Source organism: Sphingobacterium sp. MAE, from assembly GCF_056711605.1.
This window is the reverse complement of sequence record NZ_CM160044.1, coordinates 4575356-4595266: the sequence shown is the minus strand read 5'-3', so window position 1 is coordinate 4595266 and position 19911 is coordinate 4575356. Positions and strand designations below refer to the sequence as shown.

Here is a 19911-nt window from a genome sequence, read left to right as displayed (position 1 = left end):
TATGCAAACTTCCGACGTAGAAAGAGCAAAAAAGGTAAAAAGTATATTGGTAACCTTGCCAAAGCCTGAAAATGATAAGTCACCATATGCTGCATTAGCACTGAAGTATAATTTAAAACTTGATTTTAGAGGTTTCATCCACGTAGAGGGTGTTCCAGCTCGTGATGTTCGAAAAGATAAAGTAAATCTTGCTGATTTTACGGCTGTTATTTTTACAAGCAGAAATGCTGTAGATCATTTCTTTAGAGTCTGCGAAGAAATGCGATTTGAAGTATCCTCAGAATTGAAATATTTCTGTATTTCTGAGACGATAGCATTGTATCTTCAAAAGTATATTCAATATCGCAAGCGTAAAATTTTCTTTGGTAAACAAACGGCTAAAGATCTGGAAGATGTACTGAAGAAACATAAAGATGAAAACTTTTTATTCCCTTGTTCGGATGTTGCTAATGAAGAAACAAGTAATTGGTTAAAGATTAATGGTTATAAGTTTACACCTGCAGTTTTATTTAAAACAGTAGTGAGTGACTTATCTGATTTGAAAGATGTATTCTATGATATCATCGTTTTCTTTAGCCCTTCTAGTGTACAATCTCTTTATGAGAATTTTCCCGATTTTAAGCAAAACAAGACGAGAATTGCTGCATTTGGAGCAAGTACGCAACAAGCATTATTAGAACATGGATTAGTTTTAGATATTCCTGCACCGACACCCAAAGCCCCAAGTATGACAATGGCTGTCGAGGAGTATGTAAAGATGGTAAATAAGTAAAAATCTCTACATCTGAATTATTCCTTACGCGATTGATCGTCAGAATAATTCTCTGGTCTGTTTCATCTAGATGGATGTAAAACGCTGTAGGAAAGAAGGATTTTTAGATACGGTAAGATAGGTTAATAAATAGGCTTAAAAGGGACTGAACAGTCGTTGCTGTAGCATAAATATTATTTTGGATCACCATAAATAAAATATAAAATACGATATAATGACATGTGTCATTTAGTTATTTAGAATATTTCTACTAACTTATGTGCTAAATTAGTACTTTAGCGATAGTGATTGTTTTTAATCGCGGCATAAGTTTAAGTAGAAATATTTTTTTTAAGTTTGTAGTAGTTGTAAAAACAGATAGCTTGTGAAATTAAAACCAGTTGATAGTATCTCAGGAATAACTCCAAAAGAATTTGTGAAAGATTACTTAAAAAAAGGTCAGCCTGTAATTATTAGAGACTTTATAAGTAAGGAGAGTGCATGTTGGAATAAATGGAGTTACGATTATTTCAAGAAAATTGCGGGTCAAGAGCAAGTAGATGTATATGGACGTGAAGAAGATTCTCAAAATCATGCAGCGAGTCCTCCCGTTGGAAAAATGACTTTAGCAGAATACCTTGATAAAATAAGTGCAGAGCCGACTGAGTTGCGTTTATTCCTTTTTAATCTTCTTAAAATAAGGCCAGAACTTAAAAAGGATGTTACCTACAATGACGTTACCGGTGGTAAAGTGATACAATGGCTTCCCTACTTGTTTTTTGGAGGTGAGGGGTCATCAACTCGTAATCACTTTGATATTGACATGTCCCATGTATTTATATCACAATTTCAAGGCTCTAAGCGAATTTGGTTATTCCCAAATGATCAATCTGACTTATTATATAAATTGCCCTATAACTTTCATAGTATTGCCAATCCTAAAAAAAGTACTGAAGAAGAATATCCAGGATTGAAATATATTGAAGGTTATGAAGCTGTAATTAATCCAGGTGATACACTTTATATGCCAGCTGGATGGTGGCATTATATTCAATATGATACAGAAGGATACTCCATTTCTGTTCGAGCGCTGGCAAATACGTTCTCTGAAAAATTGAAAGGTGCACGTAATTTATTTATAACTCGTTACTTTGATGATGCGATGCGTAAAATATTTAAAAAGAAATGGCTAGATTATAAGATTGAGATGGCTAAAAAAAGAGCACAGCGAGCCATTAGAAAAATAAAATAATATCAATTTTAGTAGATATAGAAAAGCTCCGTCTGTTTTAACAGATGGAGCTTTTCATATGTTATTCTTCATTTTCTTCGTTGATCGCATTTTTGTAAAATAGGATGTAGGGATCAGAGTCGTATATTTTTGCATTCGGGTCATGTTTGAAAGGAATTTCTGGATTGAATATTTCCTCTAAAATGGTTTTCAAAAATGCTATAAATTCTTTTTTTACTTCATCTAAATATATGGACTCTAAGATTTCGGATTTCGCATAAAATAAAGTTCCTTCTTCTCTCATCTTTCGCGCAACATATAGATTTGGTTCAATACCGACTCGACCAGTAACCTGTTCATAGACATAGGTGTAAAATAAGGTTTGAACAAGTGCCTTGTTTTCTGTATTCTTGATGAATACTTTATCCAATCCTTTAAAATTTACTTCATCAGCTCCTGTTTTATAATCAACGATTCGAACTTTGACCGTTTTATCTTTTAAAAGAACCTCATCTACACGGTCAATTATGCCATATATGCAGACCTGTTCTTCTTTTCCCTGTACTTCAATTGGAAAATTCATCACATAATCTTTATCGTTCTCTAATTCTATAATTTTGATACCGATAAAATGATCGACATCATGTTGAATAAGTAGCCTCACATATTCGGAAGCAATTTTATGCATAATACGCTGAAGGCTGTTTAATGAGTTTAAACCTGTTCCTTCCAGTTGATACAATTCGATAATTTCAGAAACTATCAAATCATCAATTGTGATTAATGATTTCTCTAATTCCTGTATGGGTACAAACTGCTCAGCACCTTTAAATGGCAGGTAGACTTTTTCCATCACATTGTGTATAACAGTACCCAAATTATTCATTTCAAATTCTTGTGTAATACTGGGAGGTTCTTTGATTTCTGCTACGTATTTCAAAAAGAACTGTAATGGAGATTGTAAGTAAGTTGTGAGTGCTGTTGCAGAAATCTTCTTTTTCTTTTCGATAAAATCAACGTATAATTTATCCCATATTGCACCTCTCTTTTCCACTGTCAACTCTTCTAGATCTGGTAAAAACGTAATATTCTGCTGTTGATTATGTTTTAAAAATTTGAAATTACTTTCAAACTCCAACTGCTTGATAAAACGACTTTCTTCACCAGAGGAGCTTTCACTAACAATGCCGTTATAAAGAAGATGAATGCCTTCACTGTATTGAAAGTGACGATAAAATAAGTAAGCAGACAGAGCATCCTGATTTTCTAGAATTGGCAATCCGTAAGCTTGTCTTAATGAATTAGGAATAAATGTTGGGGAGCTTGAGGTTTTGGGTAATATGCCCTCATTGGCACCTAAGACATATACATGGTCAAAATTAAGACAGCGGCTCTCTAATAGACCCATGATCTGTAACCCTTCGAGCGGGTTTCCTTCAATAGCCGAATTGATATTGGCAATTGCTTTACTGATCAGTCCCAATTGAAAAGGTAAGCTCAGCGGTTGAAGCGATTCTAAGCCAAGATTGAGCTGGTTTAATGTCTTTCTTACCTCGATCAACAAGTTGCTGTCAATTTGTTTTATACGGTCTTCTTGAGCAAGATTAGCAAGTAAATTGTCAACGATATGAATGAGTATAGCAATAGTTTCTTCGATTCGGATAATCGGGTGGAAAAAATGTACCAAACTTGAACTTTTGAATACAAGTTCTTTAACTTCCACTTCAAAGAGCTGTTTATCAGAAATTAATTTTTGAATGGATTGTTTTTCCTCTTTTGAAATGTTAGTCAATGGATGATTAACGAATGTTTCAATAAGTGTATAAGGTATCTTTGTTTTTTTCTGATGGGTGATCAAGTGTTGGACTTCCATCCACAATTCAATAATGCCATAGATGGGCGATTGCGTTAAGGGAAAACCTGTTGTAATGTTTGGTTTTACATCAGGCAGACTTTGTAATAAAGAAACCAATAATGATTCGTCAGCAAGAAGAATGGCCGAAGATTTACCATCCTTTTCATTATTTTCTAAGATATCATGTAGTAGTTTTGTCTGGGATACATTACCCGTTGCTGAGTATAGATGAACTTCGGATTGACGAGTACCAATTACATTGGAGCTATCGCCTAAGGCATTTATCAAACCGGTTTGATAAATATTCCGACGGATGAATAGACCCGCTTCCTGTTGTTGATCATCTAGATAATAGGCATCTGCATCAAAGTAGAAGAGCGCTAATCCCTCATCTTGCCATTTTTTAAATAGAGTAGCTTCTGTTTTGCTCAGAGCATTGAATCCAACAAATATGATCGTTTTATAATTTTTATGGAATTCTTGATTTTTTGCTTTCCCATCCACAATATCCCGATAGATTGTTGGCATATTTGTCATTCTCTTCGCTTTTAATTGTTCTTTAAAAGCGCGATATAAGACCGGAAGGCGTCGCCATAGTTTTAAAAACCTTTCTTGTACTGCAGAGTGTCCTGCGATGGAGAAAGATTGCCAAAATTGACGTATAAAGTCCTGTTGTTCTGAAGTAAAATGTTGAAATTGCAAATCAATCTGTGTATTGTCAAACAATTCCATAAAGATTTCATCAATATCAACTAAATCATAGTCAATTTGTGAGAAGTCACCTAATATAGTTTCTGCGATCGGATAAAATTCTTCTAAAGTCTCGGCTTCATGACCTTCCTTGGATAATAGGTCGTTATGCAAATGATAAAGAATGAAAAACTGTGCAATAGGAGTTGCTTCTGCCAAATGGGTTGACAAACGGAAAAATTCTTGTATTGTGAAAAATTGTGGTGACCAAATTGCTTGTCCATACACTTCAGCTAGATGTTGTTTAAGATAAGTGATCGGCCTTTTGTTGTTAAATATAATAGCAGTTTCGTGTAGATCCGCTCCGAAACGATTCTTTAAATCGATAGCGACGTCTTTTAAAAATGGATTCATTTTCTAATTTTTTGCATGTAATAAAACCTCTACTAAATCATTTGACTTGGCATAAAATAAGAATCCTTTTACATTCTTATAGCCTAATTCCTCCAGTGTTCTGACATATTGCTTCACCTGCTTTTGATGGGACATCGCTTCACTTTGGGTAAATTTAAAGTCGAGTACAATCGTCTCTTTTTCGCTAGTAAATACTTTGTCGGGGCGTAAGGTTTCACCTTTAGCAGTGATGATGGCCGATTCATTCCAAATTTTAAAATCACCAGTCAGCCACATATTGATTTGTTGGTGTTGCCATATTTGATTGACCTCATGAAGAATTGCAGATTTCTCAGCCGGTGTAAATATGCCTTCTGAAATATATAGATTAATGATGGTTTCAATTTCCTCTTGTGTAGTTACAATGGACATGATTTCATGCGCCATGACACCGTATTGTGAGGCTTTGTCAAGTAATAAGATGCTGTTAATGGTACGTTGTGAGGATTTATCAAAAGCCTTATCCAATTCTTTTGAAACGGGATAGTGTTCCAGAGCGATTTTTCCTATTTCAACCTGATCACTTTTTTGTCGAGCTATGATATGATCGATGTTTATTTCATTATTTACTAAAGTAAAGTCTCCTCTATGATTATCCAATACTTGATAGACGATATCACTGATTAAATCATTCTTTACGTCCACGCCTATAATTTCTCCTGTTTTTTTGTCGATGAGCTGTTTAAAAGCAGGTGCGGATATATAAAGATGTTCTATTGCTCGAGTGGTTGCAACATAGAAAGTATTGAGTGCATCCATATAATTAAAAACCATCTCTTCATAGTACTTCTGATATAGGGTAGATTGTCCTAGAGAAGAAGTATACTTAATCGGTGCTTTCCCTATGGCTTCAAGAGCTGTTCCTTCGGTATCTATCCAGAAGTTGCCATTGACCATGCCATCTAAAGTCCAATTGCAAAATGGAATCATAACCACATCATAAGCTAATCCCTTTGATTTGTGTACTGTAGTCACTTCAATAGCATCTACTTTACCAGAAGAGGGTAATACCGATTTTATACCATCTTCTTCCCAAAAGATCAAAAATTGATTAATCCCGCGCTCTCCATTTGCCGAAAAATTAGCAATCATATCTTTAAAGGCCAATATATAAGGCAGATGGGCATTATGTAAAGAAGTCAATCCGTAAGCTTCTATCAACTTTTCAACCAGATGGACCAAAGGAAGTTTCTGCCAGTGCTCCCAGTTTTCCAGCAGTTCTTTTGGTAGCTCTCCTTGCAAACTATGAACATCATTTTCTTTAAATTTTAACCAGACATCTGCACTAAAACTTTTCCCTTTTTGAATAATATGATAAAGATGTGTGAGTTTTGCTTTATATAATACATGTTTATCACTATTGAATACAAAAGCCTTAAGTGTTTCAATCAGTAATTGTATCCCCTCATTTGCCTCTAATGCAAGTGCATCTCCAGATATAACTTCAAATTGTAGCTGTTTTTCATTTCTATAATTCATCAGTTCATGGATGATCAATCTTGCCTGCTTATTTGATCGTACAAGAATTCCAATCTGATTTGCGCGATATCTGCCCGATGTAATCCACTCTTCAATTTGTTGACATAAGGAGCTCACAGCAAGTTCCTCCACCTGTGAGCTTCTTCTTACATTGTTTTCTACTTCCAGATATTTGACAGTAATAGAACCTTGTTGTAACTTATCTTGGAGTTTGGACTTTGGTACTTGTTGTGAAGCGCCTTCGTAAGCTTTTATAATCATATGGTTATAACCCATTTCATTCCACCAAGATTGTCCTTCATCGCTAAGATCAGCTGCAATATGCTCGTTTAATAGTTTTTGAATATGACTTGGGATAGTCTCAAATAAATAGTTGTTAAAATGGATAATATTGGGCAGACTTCTATAGTTGACATCCAAGGAGCCATTTTCTATCAATTCTTTTAGGTCTTCTTCATTTGAAATATGAAAGGCTTGGGCGACTTGTTTTTCTGCTTGTTGCAGTAAGATGCGCCAATCACCATTTCTCCAACGGTAGATACTTTGTTTGACATCTCCAACAATTAAATGCTCTGAAATATTTCCAGAAGCATTTCCAAGTGCGTTGATTAATAATGGGCTGTAATTTTTCCACTGGATACGTGAAGTATCTTGAAACTCATCAAAAAGAAAATATTGGTAACGGTTTCCGATTTTTTCCCAAATAAAAGTAGGATCTCCATGTTGATCTAATCCCAGTTTATTCAATTGAATTTGAGCATCTGAAATTAATTGAGCATTGTTTTCCTTACGCCATTGTGCCAATAAGTCACTCATCTCTTTCATAAGACGGAGATAGTAAAAATTTTTTTGGAATGCTTCGTAAGTGATATAAGTACTGAATTTATCTTGTAATATTTTAAAGTTTTTTAGAAGTGGGAATAAGGCTTGCTTCAAAGCGTAATTGATTTCTTTCTTACCGTTTAAAAAAGCATCCTCCTTATCCATTAAATCAACATATTTAGTAATAATCTCCTGGAGTTTAGACGTACTTTGTTTGAACACATTGATCGTTGCATTGGATAACGAATAAATAGGATTTCTGCTTTTTCCCTTTAACTCCGCAGGATCAATGTTTAAGGATTTAAATGTGGTTGTAAAACTTTTGATCTCTTCGTTTAGGGCTTCTAAGAATACTTGAGTAAAATTTTCTATTTCCTTATTTAAGGTATTAAATACTTTATCCGAATTTTGTGATAAAAGATGTTTGTCAAATTCTTTGAAGTTTTCTGAAAAGATTTCATTTGCCAAGTTAGTTAATTCTCTACGGTAGTTCCAATTTTCATTATTTGATATCTTTTTTTCGGCAAATTCAATGATCCATTCCAGTAGATCCGGACGCTTATCCAAAAGTTGGTTTAACATGACAGTAAGCTCTTGTCGCACCCTACTGGTATTCATTTCTATTTTATATGCTGCATCCAAATTGAGCTCATATGTAAAACTTCGAATAACTTTTTGAGAAAATCCATCAATAGTACTAATGGTAAAGTGACTATAATCATGTAAAATCTTGCGATAGACCCGGTACGCCTTTTCTTGAATGAAGCTTGTATTCCATTGTGAAAATTGTGTCAACAATAAACTTCTATAATCCTGTATTTTTCTACTTTGATCACCCAAAGCCAAACCCTTCAATACGGATAAAATTCTTTCTTTCATCTCAGCCGTTGCTTTATTTGTAAAAGTGACAGCTAATATTTCTCGATAACTGTTTTCTTTTGAAAGTAATAGCGTTAGGTAATGTACAGTTAAGCTGAACGTTTTACCAGAACCTGCAGAGGCTTTTAATATTTTTAATGGAGCTATTAATGACATGAATTCAATTTGATTTGGAAGGATGAAAATACGCTTATTAATTTGAATAGACAAAACTGTATGTATGTCTATTATTTAACAATAGACGTAAAATTACAAATAAATTTCTCGAATTAAATTCCATTATTTTTCTGTTATGAAGCCAGATTATATTCTTTAAAACGGATGATTTTTAAATCATTCTACGGTTCAGAATGGATGCTAAGGTAGCATCTTTCTTATTACTTGGAAGTTGACTCTTATATTTAGCTTTTTACTTTCACAAATCCTTTGTATCTTTGCGTCCCCTCTTACATGAAGTACGGGGGATATGTTGAATACATAAATAACAAGAAAACATGGCAACTAAAATCAGATTGCAAAGACATGGTAAAAAAGGACGTCCTTTTTACCACTTAGTAGTAGCAGATGCACGTGCTCCACGTGATGGTAAATTCATCGACCGTATTGGTTCTTACAACCCGAACACAAATCCAGCGACTATCGTTTTGGATTTTGAAAAAGCTTTGGATTGGATGAATAAAGGTGCTCAACCTACTGACACAGCTCGTACTATCCTTTCGGATAAAGGTGTTTTATACAAAAAACACTTATTAGGCGGTGTTAAAAAAGGTGCATTTGATGAGGCTGCTGCTGATGCTAAATTTGTTGCTTGGACTGAAGCTAATGATGCAAGAATCGCTGGTAAGAAAGACGGTTTAGCTAATACAAAAGCTGAAACTAAGAAAATTGCATTAGCTGCTGAAGCTAAGAAAAAAGAAGAAAAAGCTGCTGCTATTGCTGCTAAAAATGCTCCAGTTGCAGAGGAAACTCCTGCAGAAGAAACTGAAGCTCCTGCTGCAGAAGAAACTGAAGGATAATTTTTCTTTCATACAGTATCAAGAAAGCCGGTTCGACATGATCCGGCTTTTTTTTTAAAAAGAAAATAACTCCTATTTCCAAAGTAGTACTGCAATTTTGTATTTATATTTTTAAATTTGCCCTTTCAAATTAGAACATGACCATAGAAGAAAGTTTTTACATCGGTTATATTAGTAAAACACGAGGATTAAAAGGAGAGCTGCAGCTTTTTTTCGAATTTGAAGATTATCAAGATCTAGATTTTGATGTCTTATTTGTTGAAGTCAATAAAAAATTAGTTCCTTATTTTGTTGCTAATATTAAATACCAAACCAATAGTACCGCTTATTTGAATTTGGAAGATGTAGATCATATCGATAAAGCACAGCCCTTAGTCCGTAAGAAGGTATATCTGCCTAATGATAAAATGCCTGAACGTGATCCTGATGATTTCAGATATACGGATTTAATTGGGTATCTAGTGATTGATGAGGTACATGGAGAACTTGGAGAAATTACACATGTGCAAGAAATGCCACAACAATTTATAGCCACCGTTGATTTCAATGGCAAGGAGCTTATGTTCCCATTAAATGATGATTTAATGCTCGGTATTGATTCAGAAGATCAAGTATTGGAGGTTGATTTGCCCGAAGGCTTAGTTGAGTTGTATAAAGAAATTTAACATCTTCACTATCGAACATGAAGAAATATAAGCCACTACACATCTTTGTGTAGTGGCTTATTTATTTTATCTGATCTTGTTTTTATAGCGCTATAAGCGTATAATTTTTTGAGCAAGTTTCTAATATTATTTTGATTATAAATTTCTATTACCGATATTAGCCGATGCTTATAGAGAAAGGCAGAGGGACTAGACCCAATGAAGCCTTAGCAACCTGTTATTTTATAAGGTGCTACATTCTACCCCAACTCAGAGATGGGAAAGATAAGTTGAAACAAGTTTACTTGTGCATTTCGATGTAAGCCAACCAAAATCATATTTAAAAAAAATTAATGAAAATCGTTGATCATATCAGTAATGCCAAAGGAAAAACTTTGTTTTCTTTTGAATTGTTGCCTCCAGCCAAGGGGCAAGGTATCCAGAGTATTTTTAAAACAATGGATGCACTAATGGAATTCAAGCCTCCCTTTATCGATGTGACTTATCATAGAGAAGACTATATGTATAAGAAACACGAAAGCGGTTTATTAGAGCGTGTGGCTTATCGTAAACGTCCAGGAACAGTTGCTATCTGTGCCGCTATTATGAATAAGTATAAAGTGGATGCTGTTCCTCATCTTATATGTGGAGGATTTACGAAAGAAGAAACGGAGAATGCATTAATTGATCTAAATTTCTTAGGTATTGATAATGTGCTGGTACTAAGGGGAGATGCACGAAAAGGTGATTCTGATTTTATTCCAACAGATGGTGGACATGCATTTGCAACGGATTTATTGCAACAGGTGGTTGATATGAATCAGGGACAATATCTCCATGAAGATATTGCTATATCTGAAAAAACAAACTTTTGTATTGGTGTAGCGGGTTATCCAGAGAAACATTTTGAAGCGCCAAACTTCAATACAGATTTCAAATGGTTAAAAAAGAAAGTAGAAATGGGAGCAGAATTTATCGTGACCCAAATGTTTTTTAATGTAGAAAAATACAAGGAGTTTGTTACAAAATGTAGAGAAAATGGTATTCATGTTCCTATAATACCCGGATTGAAACCGTTGACAACTAAAAAGCAATTGATTACCCTACCTAAGATTTTCCATTTGGATATTCCCGAAGAATTGAGTGAAGCGGTCTCCGCATGTAAAAGTAATGCTGATGTAAGACAAGTGGGAGAAGAATGGCTAGTACAGCAGTGTAAAGAATTAATCGATTTCGGGGCTCCCGTTTTACATTTTTACACCATGAGTAATCCCGGACCGACAAAAAGTATTGTAGAAAAGTTATTCTAAATCAACCTATTTAACGATCAGCCTGCCACGTAAATGTAGCGGGCTTTTTTTATAGGCTGTATTTTTTTGTTAAAAAAAGTTAATCTAGTTCAATTGAAATCTTCTTTCATTATATTTAATTGATTATATATCATCAATTAAACCTGGATCATTCATGAGCTATCAGAAAGTGAACAATATGTTAGGCTGGCTATGTGCCATCATAGCAATAGTAGTTTTTATTATTACGGCTGAGCGGACAACAAGCTGGTGGGACACCGGTGAGTTTATTGCTTCAGCTTATAAACTCCAGATTGTTCATCAGCCAGGAGCACCATTGTTTCTGATGGTACAGAATATCTTTTCAAATTTTGCATTAGGCAATGTGGCTCAGATTGCCTTTTGGATGAATATCGGATCTGCTGTATGCAGTGGTTTGACAGTATTATTTTTATTTTGGACCATTACAGCGTTAGGAAAAAAGATCAGTCATTCTGATGATAAACCAATTCATAAAAATCAAGTTATTAAAATTATGGGAGCAGGTCTTGTCGGTGCCTTAGCCTATAGTTTCTCCGATACATTTTGGTATTCAGCAGTAGAATCAGAGGTCTACGCGATGTCCTCATTGTGTACTGCAGTAGTATTTTGGGCGATATTAAAGTGGGAAGCTCGCGCAAATAAACCACAAGCAGATCGATGGCTTATCGTTATCGCTTATATCATCGGACTATCAATTGGGGTTCATTTATTGAACTTATTGGTGATTCCAGCTATAGCTCTTATCATCTATTTCAAGAAAACAGACCGGACAACTTTATGGGGAATCAGTAAAGCAATGATAATTGGACTCGGAGTACTGGCATTAATTCTTTGGGGCGTGATTCAGTATCTCATTAAGTATGCCGCCAAATTTGATTTATTTTTTGTCAACACCCTCGGGCTGGCATTTGGGTCAGGGATATTGGTTTTTGTAGCGTTGATTCTATCAACATTAATTTATGGTATCTATTACTCCATAAGAAAGGGGAAAGTTGTGTTAAATACGGCATTACTAGCAACCTGCTTTATTCTTTTGGGATACAGTTCCTTTACCATGGTTCTGATTCGAGCGAATGCCAATCCTTCCCTAAACAATAATGACCCTAAAAATGTTTTTTCTTTCTTAGGTTATTTAAGTCGAGAACAGTACGAATCAGAACCATTGATAAAAGGTCCATATTTTGATGCAAATCCAACTGGAGTCAATGAACGTGTTGATTATAGAAAAGACAGTCATTAATATGCCGCAATAAAAAGGTCGTCCAGTTATCAATTTGATCGAGAAACCATATTTCCAAGGATTTATAGTCAGAAACCCTATCATCAATATTTTTATAAAGGCTATTTAGGAATTGAAGAAGGCCGAAAAGCCAATTTTGCTGATAATTTAAAATTCTTTTTTAATTATCAGATTGGACATATGTATGCGCGATATTTTCTATGGAATTTTGTTGGTCGGCAAAATGACCAACAAGGAAATGGTTCATTAACAGAAGGAAATTGGTTATCAGGTATTAGAGCTATTGACAATCTACATCTTGGAGGCCAATCCAAATTGTCTGATGAAATGATTCATAATCCAACTAGAAATACTTACTTTTTTCTTCCTTTATTGATAGGACTCGCTGGTGCATTTTGGCATTTTAAGAGGAATAAGAAGGATGCGATTGTCGTGGGACTATTATTTGTTTTTACAGGTTTGGCTATTGTTATATATTTAAATCAATCTCCATTACAACCACGTGAACGGGATTATGCTTATGCAGGATCATTTTATGCCTTTGCCATTTGGATTGGTTTAGGGGTATTTGCTATTTCAGAACTATTAAAAAAATATGCAAACGAAAGAAATACAGCCCTGTTCGCAACATCACTGTGTCTATTTGCTGCGCCATTAATACTTATTAATCAAAATTGGGATGATCATAATCGATCTGAAAAATCCTTAGCAAGGGATGTTGCAAAAAATTATTTAGAAACTTGTGCTCCCAATGCAATTTTATTTACTTATGGTGATCATGATACTTTTCCATTATGGTATTTGCAAGAAGTAGAGGGTGTACGTCGAGATGTCAGGATAGTGGTCATTAGTTATTTGACTTCTGATTGGTACTTTCGGCAGGTGAAAAATGCAACTTATCAAGCTGCCGGATTACCGATAACCATTCCAAATGAAAAGGTGGCAAAAGGTATTCGAGAATCTTTGCCTTATCATGACCTGAATTTAGTAGGATCTACAGATATTAAATTATTGTTAGATTTCTTACTATCCGACAGTAATGATCATAAACTACAAATGAGAGATGGACAATATGAAAACTTCTTGCCCACAAAACAACTTAGACTTGCTGTCAATAAATCTGAGGTAATCAAAAATCGAGTAGTGCCGCAGGAATGGGAAAATGAAATATCAAATCAATTGGAGTGGACTTTTGGAAATGATTATGTAACACGGGCAGACCTAGGGCTGATGTCAGTTCTTGCCAATAACAATTGGCAAAGACCAATTTATTTTTCAAGCATGGTGCCTAGTGAAAACCTCATGGGATTGGACAAATACATGGTCGATGAGGGATTTGCCAAACGTCTGATGCCTATTGATGCAAAACTTTCAGAAGGGGAATCCCTAATAAATATAGATAAATTATACAAAAATATTGTTGAAAAATATGCTTGGGGCAATATACACCAAGCAACTTGTATTGATACAGATTCCTTCAGATTTGCAGGTATGTATGCAGAAGAAATCTTTGGAAAAGCAGCAAGAACTTTGTTTGCACAGGGTAAAACAGAACAAGCAAGACAAGTTGCTGTAAAAGCATTTAATGAACTACCACAGCGTCTATACAGTATGGCTGATGTGACAAGTTATGTAGATGTTATTGATACTCTTTATAAAACTGGAGAAAGTAAATTTGCTAATCAACTTGTTGATCGTAATCTCAAATTTTTAACAGAACATATGGATTATTATCAACAATTGGCTACAGATAAACCCGAAACAGGACTAGAAGTTCAAAATATAAAAATTGCTCTTGACTCTGTTGATCGGTATGAACGGATACTCGCAAATACGAAAGAAAAAGGTCGGTATGCTTATGTTGCTGATCTGAGCAGAAAATATAAAATGATCTATCTAAGAGATTGATTCATACAATGAATGAGACCAGTAATTATATCAAAGTACTGGTCTCTTTTCGTTTTAAAATATAAGGTAAACATTTCTTTACAAGGTCTGTCGACTCTTTCTAAAATCTTACCCCTAGACCAAAACCTAGAAGAAAGGGATTTATGCTCACCTTTGCAGGAATATTTAATCCAGTTGCAAGGTTACTTGCATCCACATTGACATCTGTTTTCAGAAAGATGTGTTTCACATCAAGATTTACAAAGAAATTTTTCGAAATGTTAATGTCAACACCCAACTGAGTTGCTAACCCAAAGGCATTATCATATTTTACGTTTTTAACTATATTTCCAGCATCTTCATTGTAAAATATAGTATAGTTAGCCCCAACACCGACATATGGTTTAATAGATGGACTAGGATAGAAATGATATTGAACAGTTAAAGTTGGTGGCAACAACCAAACACTCCCCAAGTCAATATTATTATTCGTGCTACCACCAATAGCCGATAAATCCGAATTTGTAGTGGATACTTTGTGTTTCGTGGTTCCTAGAATCAATTCTGCCGCGATGTTTTTGTTAAAAAAGTAAGTGAAATCCAGTTCAGGAATAAACTGACTTGAAATAGAAACATTTCCGCCGATCGTGGATACATCAGCATTTTCGATAGGGACAACTCCTACACCTCTAAGACGTATCTGCCATCTATCAAAGTCTTTAGTTTCTTGTGCCTGACTTATTCCTAATCCGAATAATAAACATACAGCAGTTGCAAATAATAACTTTTTCATATTTGAATGTGTTAATTGTGATTATTCAAATATAAAGAGGTCGCAGCTTTAAATATGTGACAAAAATCAAGAGTAGTTATGAAGGTAATTACTTTCTAGATCGAGTAAACTATCGATATTTATCATCAGTGATTCTATTTTTTTTGAAGAGGATGACGTAAAAAAAGGGAAGCTATTGCCTCCCTTTTTATTGTTATTATTGACCTTTTTTCACTTCTTTGGCCCAAGAATCTTTTAGCCCAACTGTACGGTTGAAGACCAAATGATCTGGTGACGAAGAGGTATCTAAAGTGAAATATCCCAATCGGATGAATTGATATCCTTTTCCCGGTATCGCATTTAACAAATCAGGTTCTATATATGCTTTGCTAATTTTTAAACTATCGGGATTAATCGATTCTTTAAAATTTTCAGATGCAGCAGGGTTTTCATCGTTAAATAAACGATCATATAATCTAATTTCAGTTTCCTTAGCATGTGGAACAGAAACCCAGTGAATGGTACCTTTTACCTTCATCCCGGAAGTATCTTCTCCAGATTTTGAATTAGGGACATAGGTACAATGAACCTCAATTACTTGACCATTTGCGTCTTTGACGAAGTCATGGCAGGTTACGATATAGGCATTTTTTAAACGTACAGATAGACCAGGCCCTAAACGGAAAAATTTCTTTGGAGCATCTTCCATAAAGTCATCACGTTCGATCCATAATTCATTTGAAAAAGGGATCATACGTGAACCTTCGCCACCTTCAACCTCAGGGTTATTTTCTCCATGTAACTCTTCTATATGGTCGGTCGGGAGATTAGTAATCACTAATTTAATAGGATCCAAGACAGCCATTCTTCTCCATGCTGTTTTATTCAAATCCTCACGAATACAGAATTCTAACAAACTTACATCAATCATGTTTTCGCGTTTAGCGACACCGATTTTATCACAGAATGCACGAATACTCGCCGGTGTATAACCTCTTCTACGCAGACCAGAAATTGTCGGCATACGCGGATCGTCCCAACTTTCGACAAATTTATCATTGACCAATTGCAATAGCTTACGCTTACTCATCACAGTATAAGTCATGTTAAGGCGAGCAAATTCATATTGTTTAGAAGGGTAAATCTCTAGTTTTTCAATACACCAATCATATAGCGCACGGTGTGGAATAAATTCCAGTGTACAAATGGAATGTGTGATTTTTTCAATGGAATCTGATTGTCCGTGAGCAAAATCATACATAGGATAGATGCACCATTTGTTACCAGTGCGGTGGTGATGTGCATGCTTGATGCGGTATAATAAAGGATCACGTAAGTGCATATTTGGATTTGCAAGATCTATTTTAGCACGCAATACTTTTTCACCATCTTGGTATTTACCATCTTTCATTTCTTGAAAAAGAACCAAGTTCTCTTCAATACTACGACTACGATTCGGGGTAGGAACTCCAGGCTCAGTTGGTGTACCTTTTGCTGCCGCAATTTCTTCGGCAGTACTATCATCTACATACGCAAGATCTTTTTTGATTAAGTCTACAGCATATTGATATAAAGTATCAAAATAATCCGAAGTATATAATTCCTGTGCCCAGCTAAAGCCAAGCCATTGAATGTCGTTTTTAATGCTTTCAACGTATTCTGTATCCTCTGTAACAGGGTTAGTGTCGTCAAAACGTAAGTTAGTCTTGCCATTGTATTTCTGACCTAAACCAAAGTTTAAGCAAATAGATTTAGCATGACCGATGTGAAGATAGCCGTTTGGCTCGGGAGGGAAACGTGTTAATACACGTCCATCATGTGCCCCATTACGAAGATCCTCTTCGATAATTTCTTCAATAAAATTTAATGATTTCTCCTCGTTTATCATAATACAAAGTTAAGTATTACTTCGAATTATCCGTAGTAGTTCTTACATTTTAAAGTAAGTTGTTTTAAGAGAAAAAATACTGTAATAAAGAGTGTAATAGTACTAACAGTATAAGGAAGGAAAATGAATTCTTTAAATAGTAAAAGGGTCGGTTGCCCGACCCTTTTATATCCTATCTATAAGAAAATACATCTCCAAGATCTTCATTACTAGTAAAAGTACAATTAAGATCTGTCAATGCTCCGGTACCGATATTAATGACCATTCCATGTACAGCCAGATCATTTCTATCTTTCCAAGCATTTTGGATAATGGAAGTTGTACACAAATTGAATACCTGCTCTTGTACATTTAGCTCAATTAATCTGTCTACTTTTTTCTCATGATCCTCTATAGCGTCTATTTCAGCCGCATGTAAACGATATACATCTTTGATATGGCACAACCAGTTATCAATAATACCAAATTGATTGCGACTCAATGATGCAGCAACACCACCACATCCATAGTGACCAGCGATTATGATTTGTTTTACTTTTAAAACATTGACCGCATAATCCAGTACAGATAGCATACTCATGTCTGAATGCACACACATGTTTGCAATATTACGGTGTACAAATACTTCTCCAGGTTTAGTACCTGTGATTTCATTTGCTGGCACACGACTATCTGCACAACCAATCCATAAAATTTCTGGATTTTGACCTTTTGCTAATTGTTGAAAACGACCTGATGTATCATTCTTAACAAAGTCCATCCATTCACGATTTCCGTCTAAAATTTTTTTAAATCCTAATTCTAAATCTTTTTCCATTTTATATATATATTAATACAGTTCATATGTAATTGAGCTGCATGTTTTATCCCTGATAGGATACAAATCTCGTTAATTAATTGTTTTTATTTTATTATTTTTTCTTGTATTCAACATCTGTCAGTTCAATACGCTTTCCTTTGGTCAATGCATTTTGTTGAAAATCTTTAATGACCTCAATGACATCCTTATCAATGAATTTACTTGCTGTACCATTGATAACAATCAAACCAACAGATTTAGGTAAGCTATAAAGCTTTTGCTGTATAGGTGCTTTATTTAAAAAAGATACCTCCTCTGCCAACGTGATGACAGCTTTATCGTAGTCATCTTGTTTTACAATATCAAATTTAAAAGCATTTTGCATATTCGCTTTTAAAATATAAAAAGTAGCTACCACAAGTCCAATACCCACACCCATGAGTAAGTCTGTCAATACAATGGCTACAATTGTTGCAAAGAAAGGAATGAATTGATCAAGTCCTTTTTTATACATGGAAGTAAATAAAGCGGGTTTGGCTAATTTAAATCCAGTTTGCAATAAAATAGCCGCTAGACAGGATAATGGAATAAAGTTTAAAACATTAGGGATGATTAGAATTGCTAATAGTAACCAAATACCATGAAGTAATGCCGATTGTCTAGTTCTTCCGCCAGCGTTCACATTGGCTGATGAGCGTACAATAACTGACGTCATTGGTAAACCTCCCAATAAACCACTTGTTATATTGCCGACACCCTGAGCGATAAGTTCACGATTAGTGGGTGTATTTCTTTTGAATGGATCAATTTTATCAACCGCCTCGATACTTAATAGAGTCTCTAAACTGGCAATAATTGCAATGGTGAAAGCGACTATCCAGACCTCTTTATTGATGATTTGCGTGAAATCTGGAAGTGTAAATAGCCCTGTGAATTCAGCAAAGGAATTGACAATAGGTACAAGTACAAATTGTGACTCTGCTAATTGAAAACGTGTACCATTAAAAACAAACGATAAGCCTATTCCAAGAGCAACTACAATTAATGGAGCTGGGATCTTGTTTAGCTTTGGAATTTTAGACCAATAGATTAAGACAATCAATGAAAGTATACAAATTATCAAAGCACCGGGGCCAATTGAAGACATCAATGTGTCTGTAAATGCGCCGATTCCATGCCCATTATCAAGCTCAAAAGCATGAGTTTCCATCATACCAAGTGCCAACGGAATTTGCTTCAATATGATGGTGATCCCAATTGCAGCAAGCATTCCGACGATAACAGAAGAAGGGAAATAATTTCCTATCATGCCGGCTTTAACGACTCCAAGAATCAATTGGATAACACCTGCAATAACTACAGCTAATAAAAAAGTTTCATAGGCACCTAGGCTCTGAATAGCGCCCAAAACAATGACCGTAAGACCAGCTGCAGGGCCACTGACGCTCAAAGGTGATTTACTGATAGAAGAGACGACGACACCGCCAATCACTCCTGTTAACAATCCTGCAAACAATGGCGCACCAGAGGCCATTGCAATGCCCAAACATAGTGGGAGTGCTACTAAAAACACCACAACACTAGCGGGCACATCATATTTTAAGTCTCTTTTCGATAGTTTTAGAAAAGCAGACATACGAGTTCCAAACATTAGTTTTTGTCTAAAATTTTACCTGATATTTTACAATATTTTGCTCTAATCAGACGTGATTAAAGTTTATTTCATGCACGAAGGCACAGAAAGGGAAAATTAACAGTTAGGAGGCGGCGTAGGAACAGAAGGGTGGAATGCGCGAATACTTTTTTCATTTTTCAAGTAATGCTTTTGATTCCCATGATTATCAGTAATGATGGCTAAGAAATAGGATTCTTCCGTTTTAGCATTAAAAAACTTTGAACCAGATTCATTACTATCACTGTGTGCACCATTGTTGTTTTCAATTTCTAATTGGAGCACAATTTGAAGAATTGTGTTTTGATCTAATAAAGAAGAAAATATAGGCGTTATCGATATGCTCATCTTTACGAAAAAGATTAAAGCACATAATAGAGCTGCGATATTTCTAATTTTTTTATTAAACATTTTTTTTCAAAGCTGTATCTGTTCCTTTTTTAGAGTACGTAAAAATACATTTTTCATGTTAAAAAATTATTAATTTTTTGAAAAAAAGTCC

The 19911-nt window shown here is 35.0% G+C and carries 14 protein-coding genes and 1 riboswitch; of the genes, 7 read left to right on the top strand and 7 right to left on the bottom strand.

Annotated elements, in window-relative coordinates; translation table 11 throughout:
- The first annotated feature begins 1 nt into the window (after position 1).
- Both AC06G9_RS19655 and AC06G9_RS19650 read left to right on the top strand, forming a co-directional pair.
- Positions 2-772 carry a uroporphyrinogen-III synthase gene (locus tag AC06G9_RS19655; protein ID WP_045752911.1) on the top strand — a complete coding sequence of 257 codons (771 nt, stop codon included), beginning with the start codon at positions 2-4 and terminating at the stop codon, positions 770-772.
- Positions 773-1136: 364 nt separating this feature from the next.
- Positions 1137-2003: a cupin-like domain-containing protein gene (locus AC06G9_RS19650; RefSeq protein ID WP_480956980.1), complete on the top strand. Its 867-nt coding sequence runs from the start codon at positions 1137-1139 to the stop codon at positions 2001-2003.
- Between the two features lie 61 nt (positions 2004-2064).
- Here the strand turns inward: AC06G9_RS19650 and AC06G9_RS19645 are convergent, their stop codons facing one another.
- Both AC06G9_RS19645 and AC06G9_RS19640 read right to left on the bottom strand, forming a co-directional pair.
- Positions 2065-4941, bottom strand: coding sequence for a PD-(D/E)XK nuclease family protein (locus tag AC06G9_RS19645; RefSeq protein ID WP_052627497.1), 2877 nt, complete (start codon positions 4939-4941; stop codon positions 2065-2067).
- 3 nt (positions 4942-4944) lie between these two features.
- Complete coding sequence (locus tag AC06G9_RS19640; protein ID WP_480956979.1) at positions 4945-8316, bottom strand: UvrD-helicase domain-containing protein; 3372 nt, start codon at positions 8314-8316, stop codon at positions 4945-4947.
- A gap of 338 nt (positions 8317-8654) precedes the next feature.
- Between AC06G9_RS19640 and AC06G9_RS19635 the strand changes: the two genes are divergently transcribed.
- The 5 genes from AC06G9_RS19635 (at position 8655) to AC06G9_RS19615 (ending at position 14299) form a co-directional block, all read left to right on the top strand.
- Positions 8655-9176 carry a 30S ribosomal protein S16 gene (locus AC06G9_RS19635; RefSeq protein WP_094773200.1) on the top strand — a complete coding sequence of 174 codons (522 nt, stop codon included), beginning with the start codon at positions 8655-8657 and terminating at the stop codon, positions 9174-9176.
- Positions 9177-9313: 137 nt separating this feature from the next.
- On the top strand, positions 9314-9841 hold the full coding sequence (rimM, locus tag AC06G9_RS19630; RefSeq protein ID WP_094773201.1) for a ribosome maturation factor RimM: 528 nt from the start codon (positions 9314-9316) through the stop codon (positions 9839-9841).
- A 165-nt stretch (positions 9842-10006) separates the two neighbouring features.
- Positions 10007-10112: riboswitch (SAM riboswitch) on the top strand.
- A gap of 61 nt (positions 10113-10173) precedes the next feature.
- Complete coding sequence (locus tag AC06G9_RS19625; RefSeq protein ID WP_045752422.1) at positions 10174-11130, top strand: methylenetetrahydrofolate reductase; 957 nt, start codon at positions 10174-10176, stop codon at positions 11128-11130.
- A 154-nt stretch (positions 11131-11284) separates the two neighbouring features.
- The gene (locus AC06G9_RS19620) at positions 11285-12391 is read left to right on the top strand and encodes a glycosyltransferase family 117 protein (protein WP_480956978.1); all 1107 of its coding nucleotides are present in this window, start codon (positions 11285-11287) and stop codon (positions 12389-12391) included.
- 180 nt (positions 12392-12571) lie between these two features.
- Positions 12572-14299: a hypothetical protein gene (locus AC06G9_RS19615; RefSeq protein WP_480956977.1), complete on the top strand. Its 1728-nt coding sequence runs from the start codon at positions 12572-12574 to the stop codon at positions 14297-14299.
- Positions 14300-14399: 100 nt separating this feature from the next.
- On the opposite strand, the gene AC06G9_RS19610 is transcribed toward AC06G9_RS19615, so the two are convergent.
- The 5 genes from AC06G9_RS19610 to AC06G9_RS19590 all read right to left on the bottom strand — a co-directional run bounded on the left by AC06G9_RS19610 (position 14400) and on the right by AC06G9_RS19590 (position 19820).
- Positions 14400-15071, bottom strand: a complete 672-nt coding sequence (locus AC06G9_RS19610) for an OmpW/AlkL family protein (RefSeq protein ID WP_094773203.1) — start codon at positions 15069-15071, stop codon at positions 14400-14402.
- Positions 15072-15267: 196 nt separating this feature from the next.
- The gene (locus tag AC06G9_RS19605) at positions 15268-16938 is read right to left on the bottom strand and encodes a glutamine--tRNA ligase/YqeY domain fusion protein (RefSeq protein WP_045752420.1); all 1671 of its coding nucleotides are present in this window, start codon (positions 16936-16938) and stop codon (positions 15268-15270) included.
- Between the two features lie 172 nt (positions 16939-17110).
- Positions 17111-17755, bottom strand: coding sequence for a carbonic anhydrase (locus tag AC06G9_RS19600; protein WP_045752419.1), 645 nt, complete (start codon positions 17753-17755; stop codon positions 17111-17113).
- A gap of 94 nt (positions 17756-17849) precedes the next feature.
- Positions 17850-19388, bottom strand: a complete 1539-nt coding sequence (locus AC06G9_RS19595; protein ID WP_434438719.1) for a SulP family inorganic anion transporter — start codon at positions 19386-19388, stop codon at positions 17850-17852.
- A gap of 99 nt (positions 19389-19487) precedes the next feature.
- Positions 19488-19820, bottom strand: coding sequence for a hypothetical protein (locus AC06G9_RS19590; protein ID WP_248755525.1), 333 nt, complete (start codon positions 19818-19820; stop codon positions 19488-19490).
- Positions 19821-19911 lie beyond the last annotated feature (91 nt).

Bases quoted from the DNA above. Each gene is read 5' to 3' on its own strand.
- AC06G9_RS19655 (WP_045752911.1), top strand. From the start codon at position 2: ATGCAAACTTCCGACGTAGAAAGAGCAAAAAAGGTAAAAAGTATATTG.
- AC06G9_RS19645 (WP_052627497.1), bottom strand. From the start codon at position 4,941: ATGAATCCATTTTTAAAAGACGTCGCTATCGATTTAAAGAATCGTTTC.
- AC06G9_RS19640 (WP_480956979.1), bottom strand. From the start codon at position 8,316: ATGTCATTAATAGCTCCATTAAAAATATTAAAAGCCTCTGCAGGTTCT.
- AC06G9_RS19635 (WP_094773200.1), top strand. From the start codon at position 8,655: ATGGCAACTAAAATCAGATTGCAAAGACATGGTAAAAAAGGACGTCCT.
- rimM (WP_094773201.1), top strand. From the start codon at position 9,314: ATGACCATAGAAGAAAGTTTTTACATCGGTTATATTAGTAAAACACGA.
- AC06G9_RS19625 (WP_045752422.1), top strand. From the start codon at position 10,174: ATGAAAATCGTTGATCATATCAGTAATGCCAAAGGAAAAACTTTGTTT.
- AC06G9_RS19620 (WP_480956978.1), top strand. From the start codon at position 11,285: ATGAGCTATCAGAAAGTGAACAATATGTTAGGCTGGCTATGTGCCATC.
- AC06G9_RS19615 (WP_480956977.1), top strand. From the start codon at position 12,572: ATGTATGCGCGATATTTTCTATGGAATTTTGTTGGTCGGCAAAATGAC.
- AC06G9_RS19610 (WP_094773203.1), bottom strand. From the start codon at position 15,071: ATGAAAAAGTTATTATTTGCAACTGCTGTATGTTTATTATTCGGATTA.
- AC06G9_RS19605 (WP_045752420.1), bottom strand. From the start codon at position 16,938: ATGATAAACGAGGAGAAATCATTAAATTTTATTGAAGAAATTATCGAA.
- AC06G9_RS19600 (WP_045752419.1), bottom strand. From the start codon at position 17,755: ATGGAAAAAGATTTAGAATTAGGATTTAAAAAAATTTTAGACGGAAAT.
- AC06G9_RS19595 (WP_434438719.1), bottom strand. From the start codon at position 19,388: ATGTTTGGAACTCGTATGTCTGCTTTTCTAAAACTATCGAAAAGAGAC.
- AC06G9_RS19590 (WP_248755525.1), bottom strand. From the start codon at position 19,820: ATGTTTAATAAAAAAATTAGAAATATCGCAGCTCTATTATGTGCTTTA.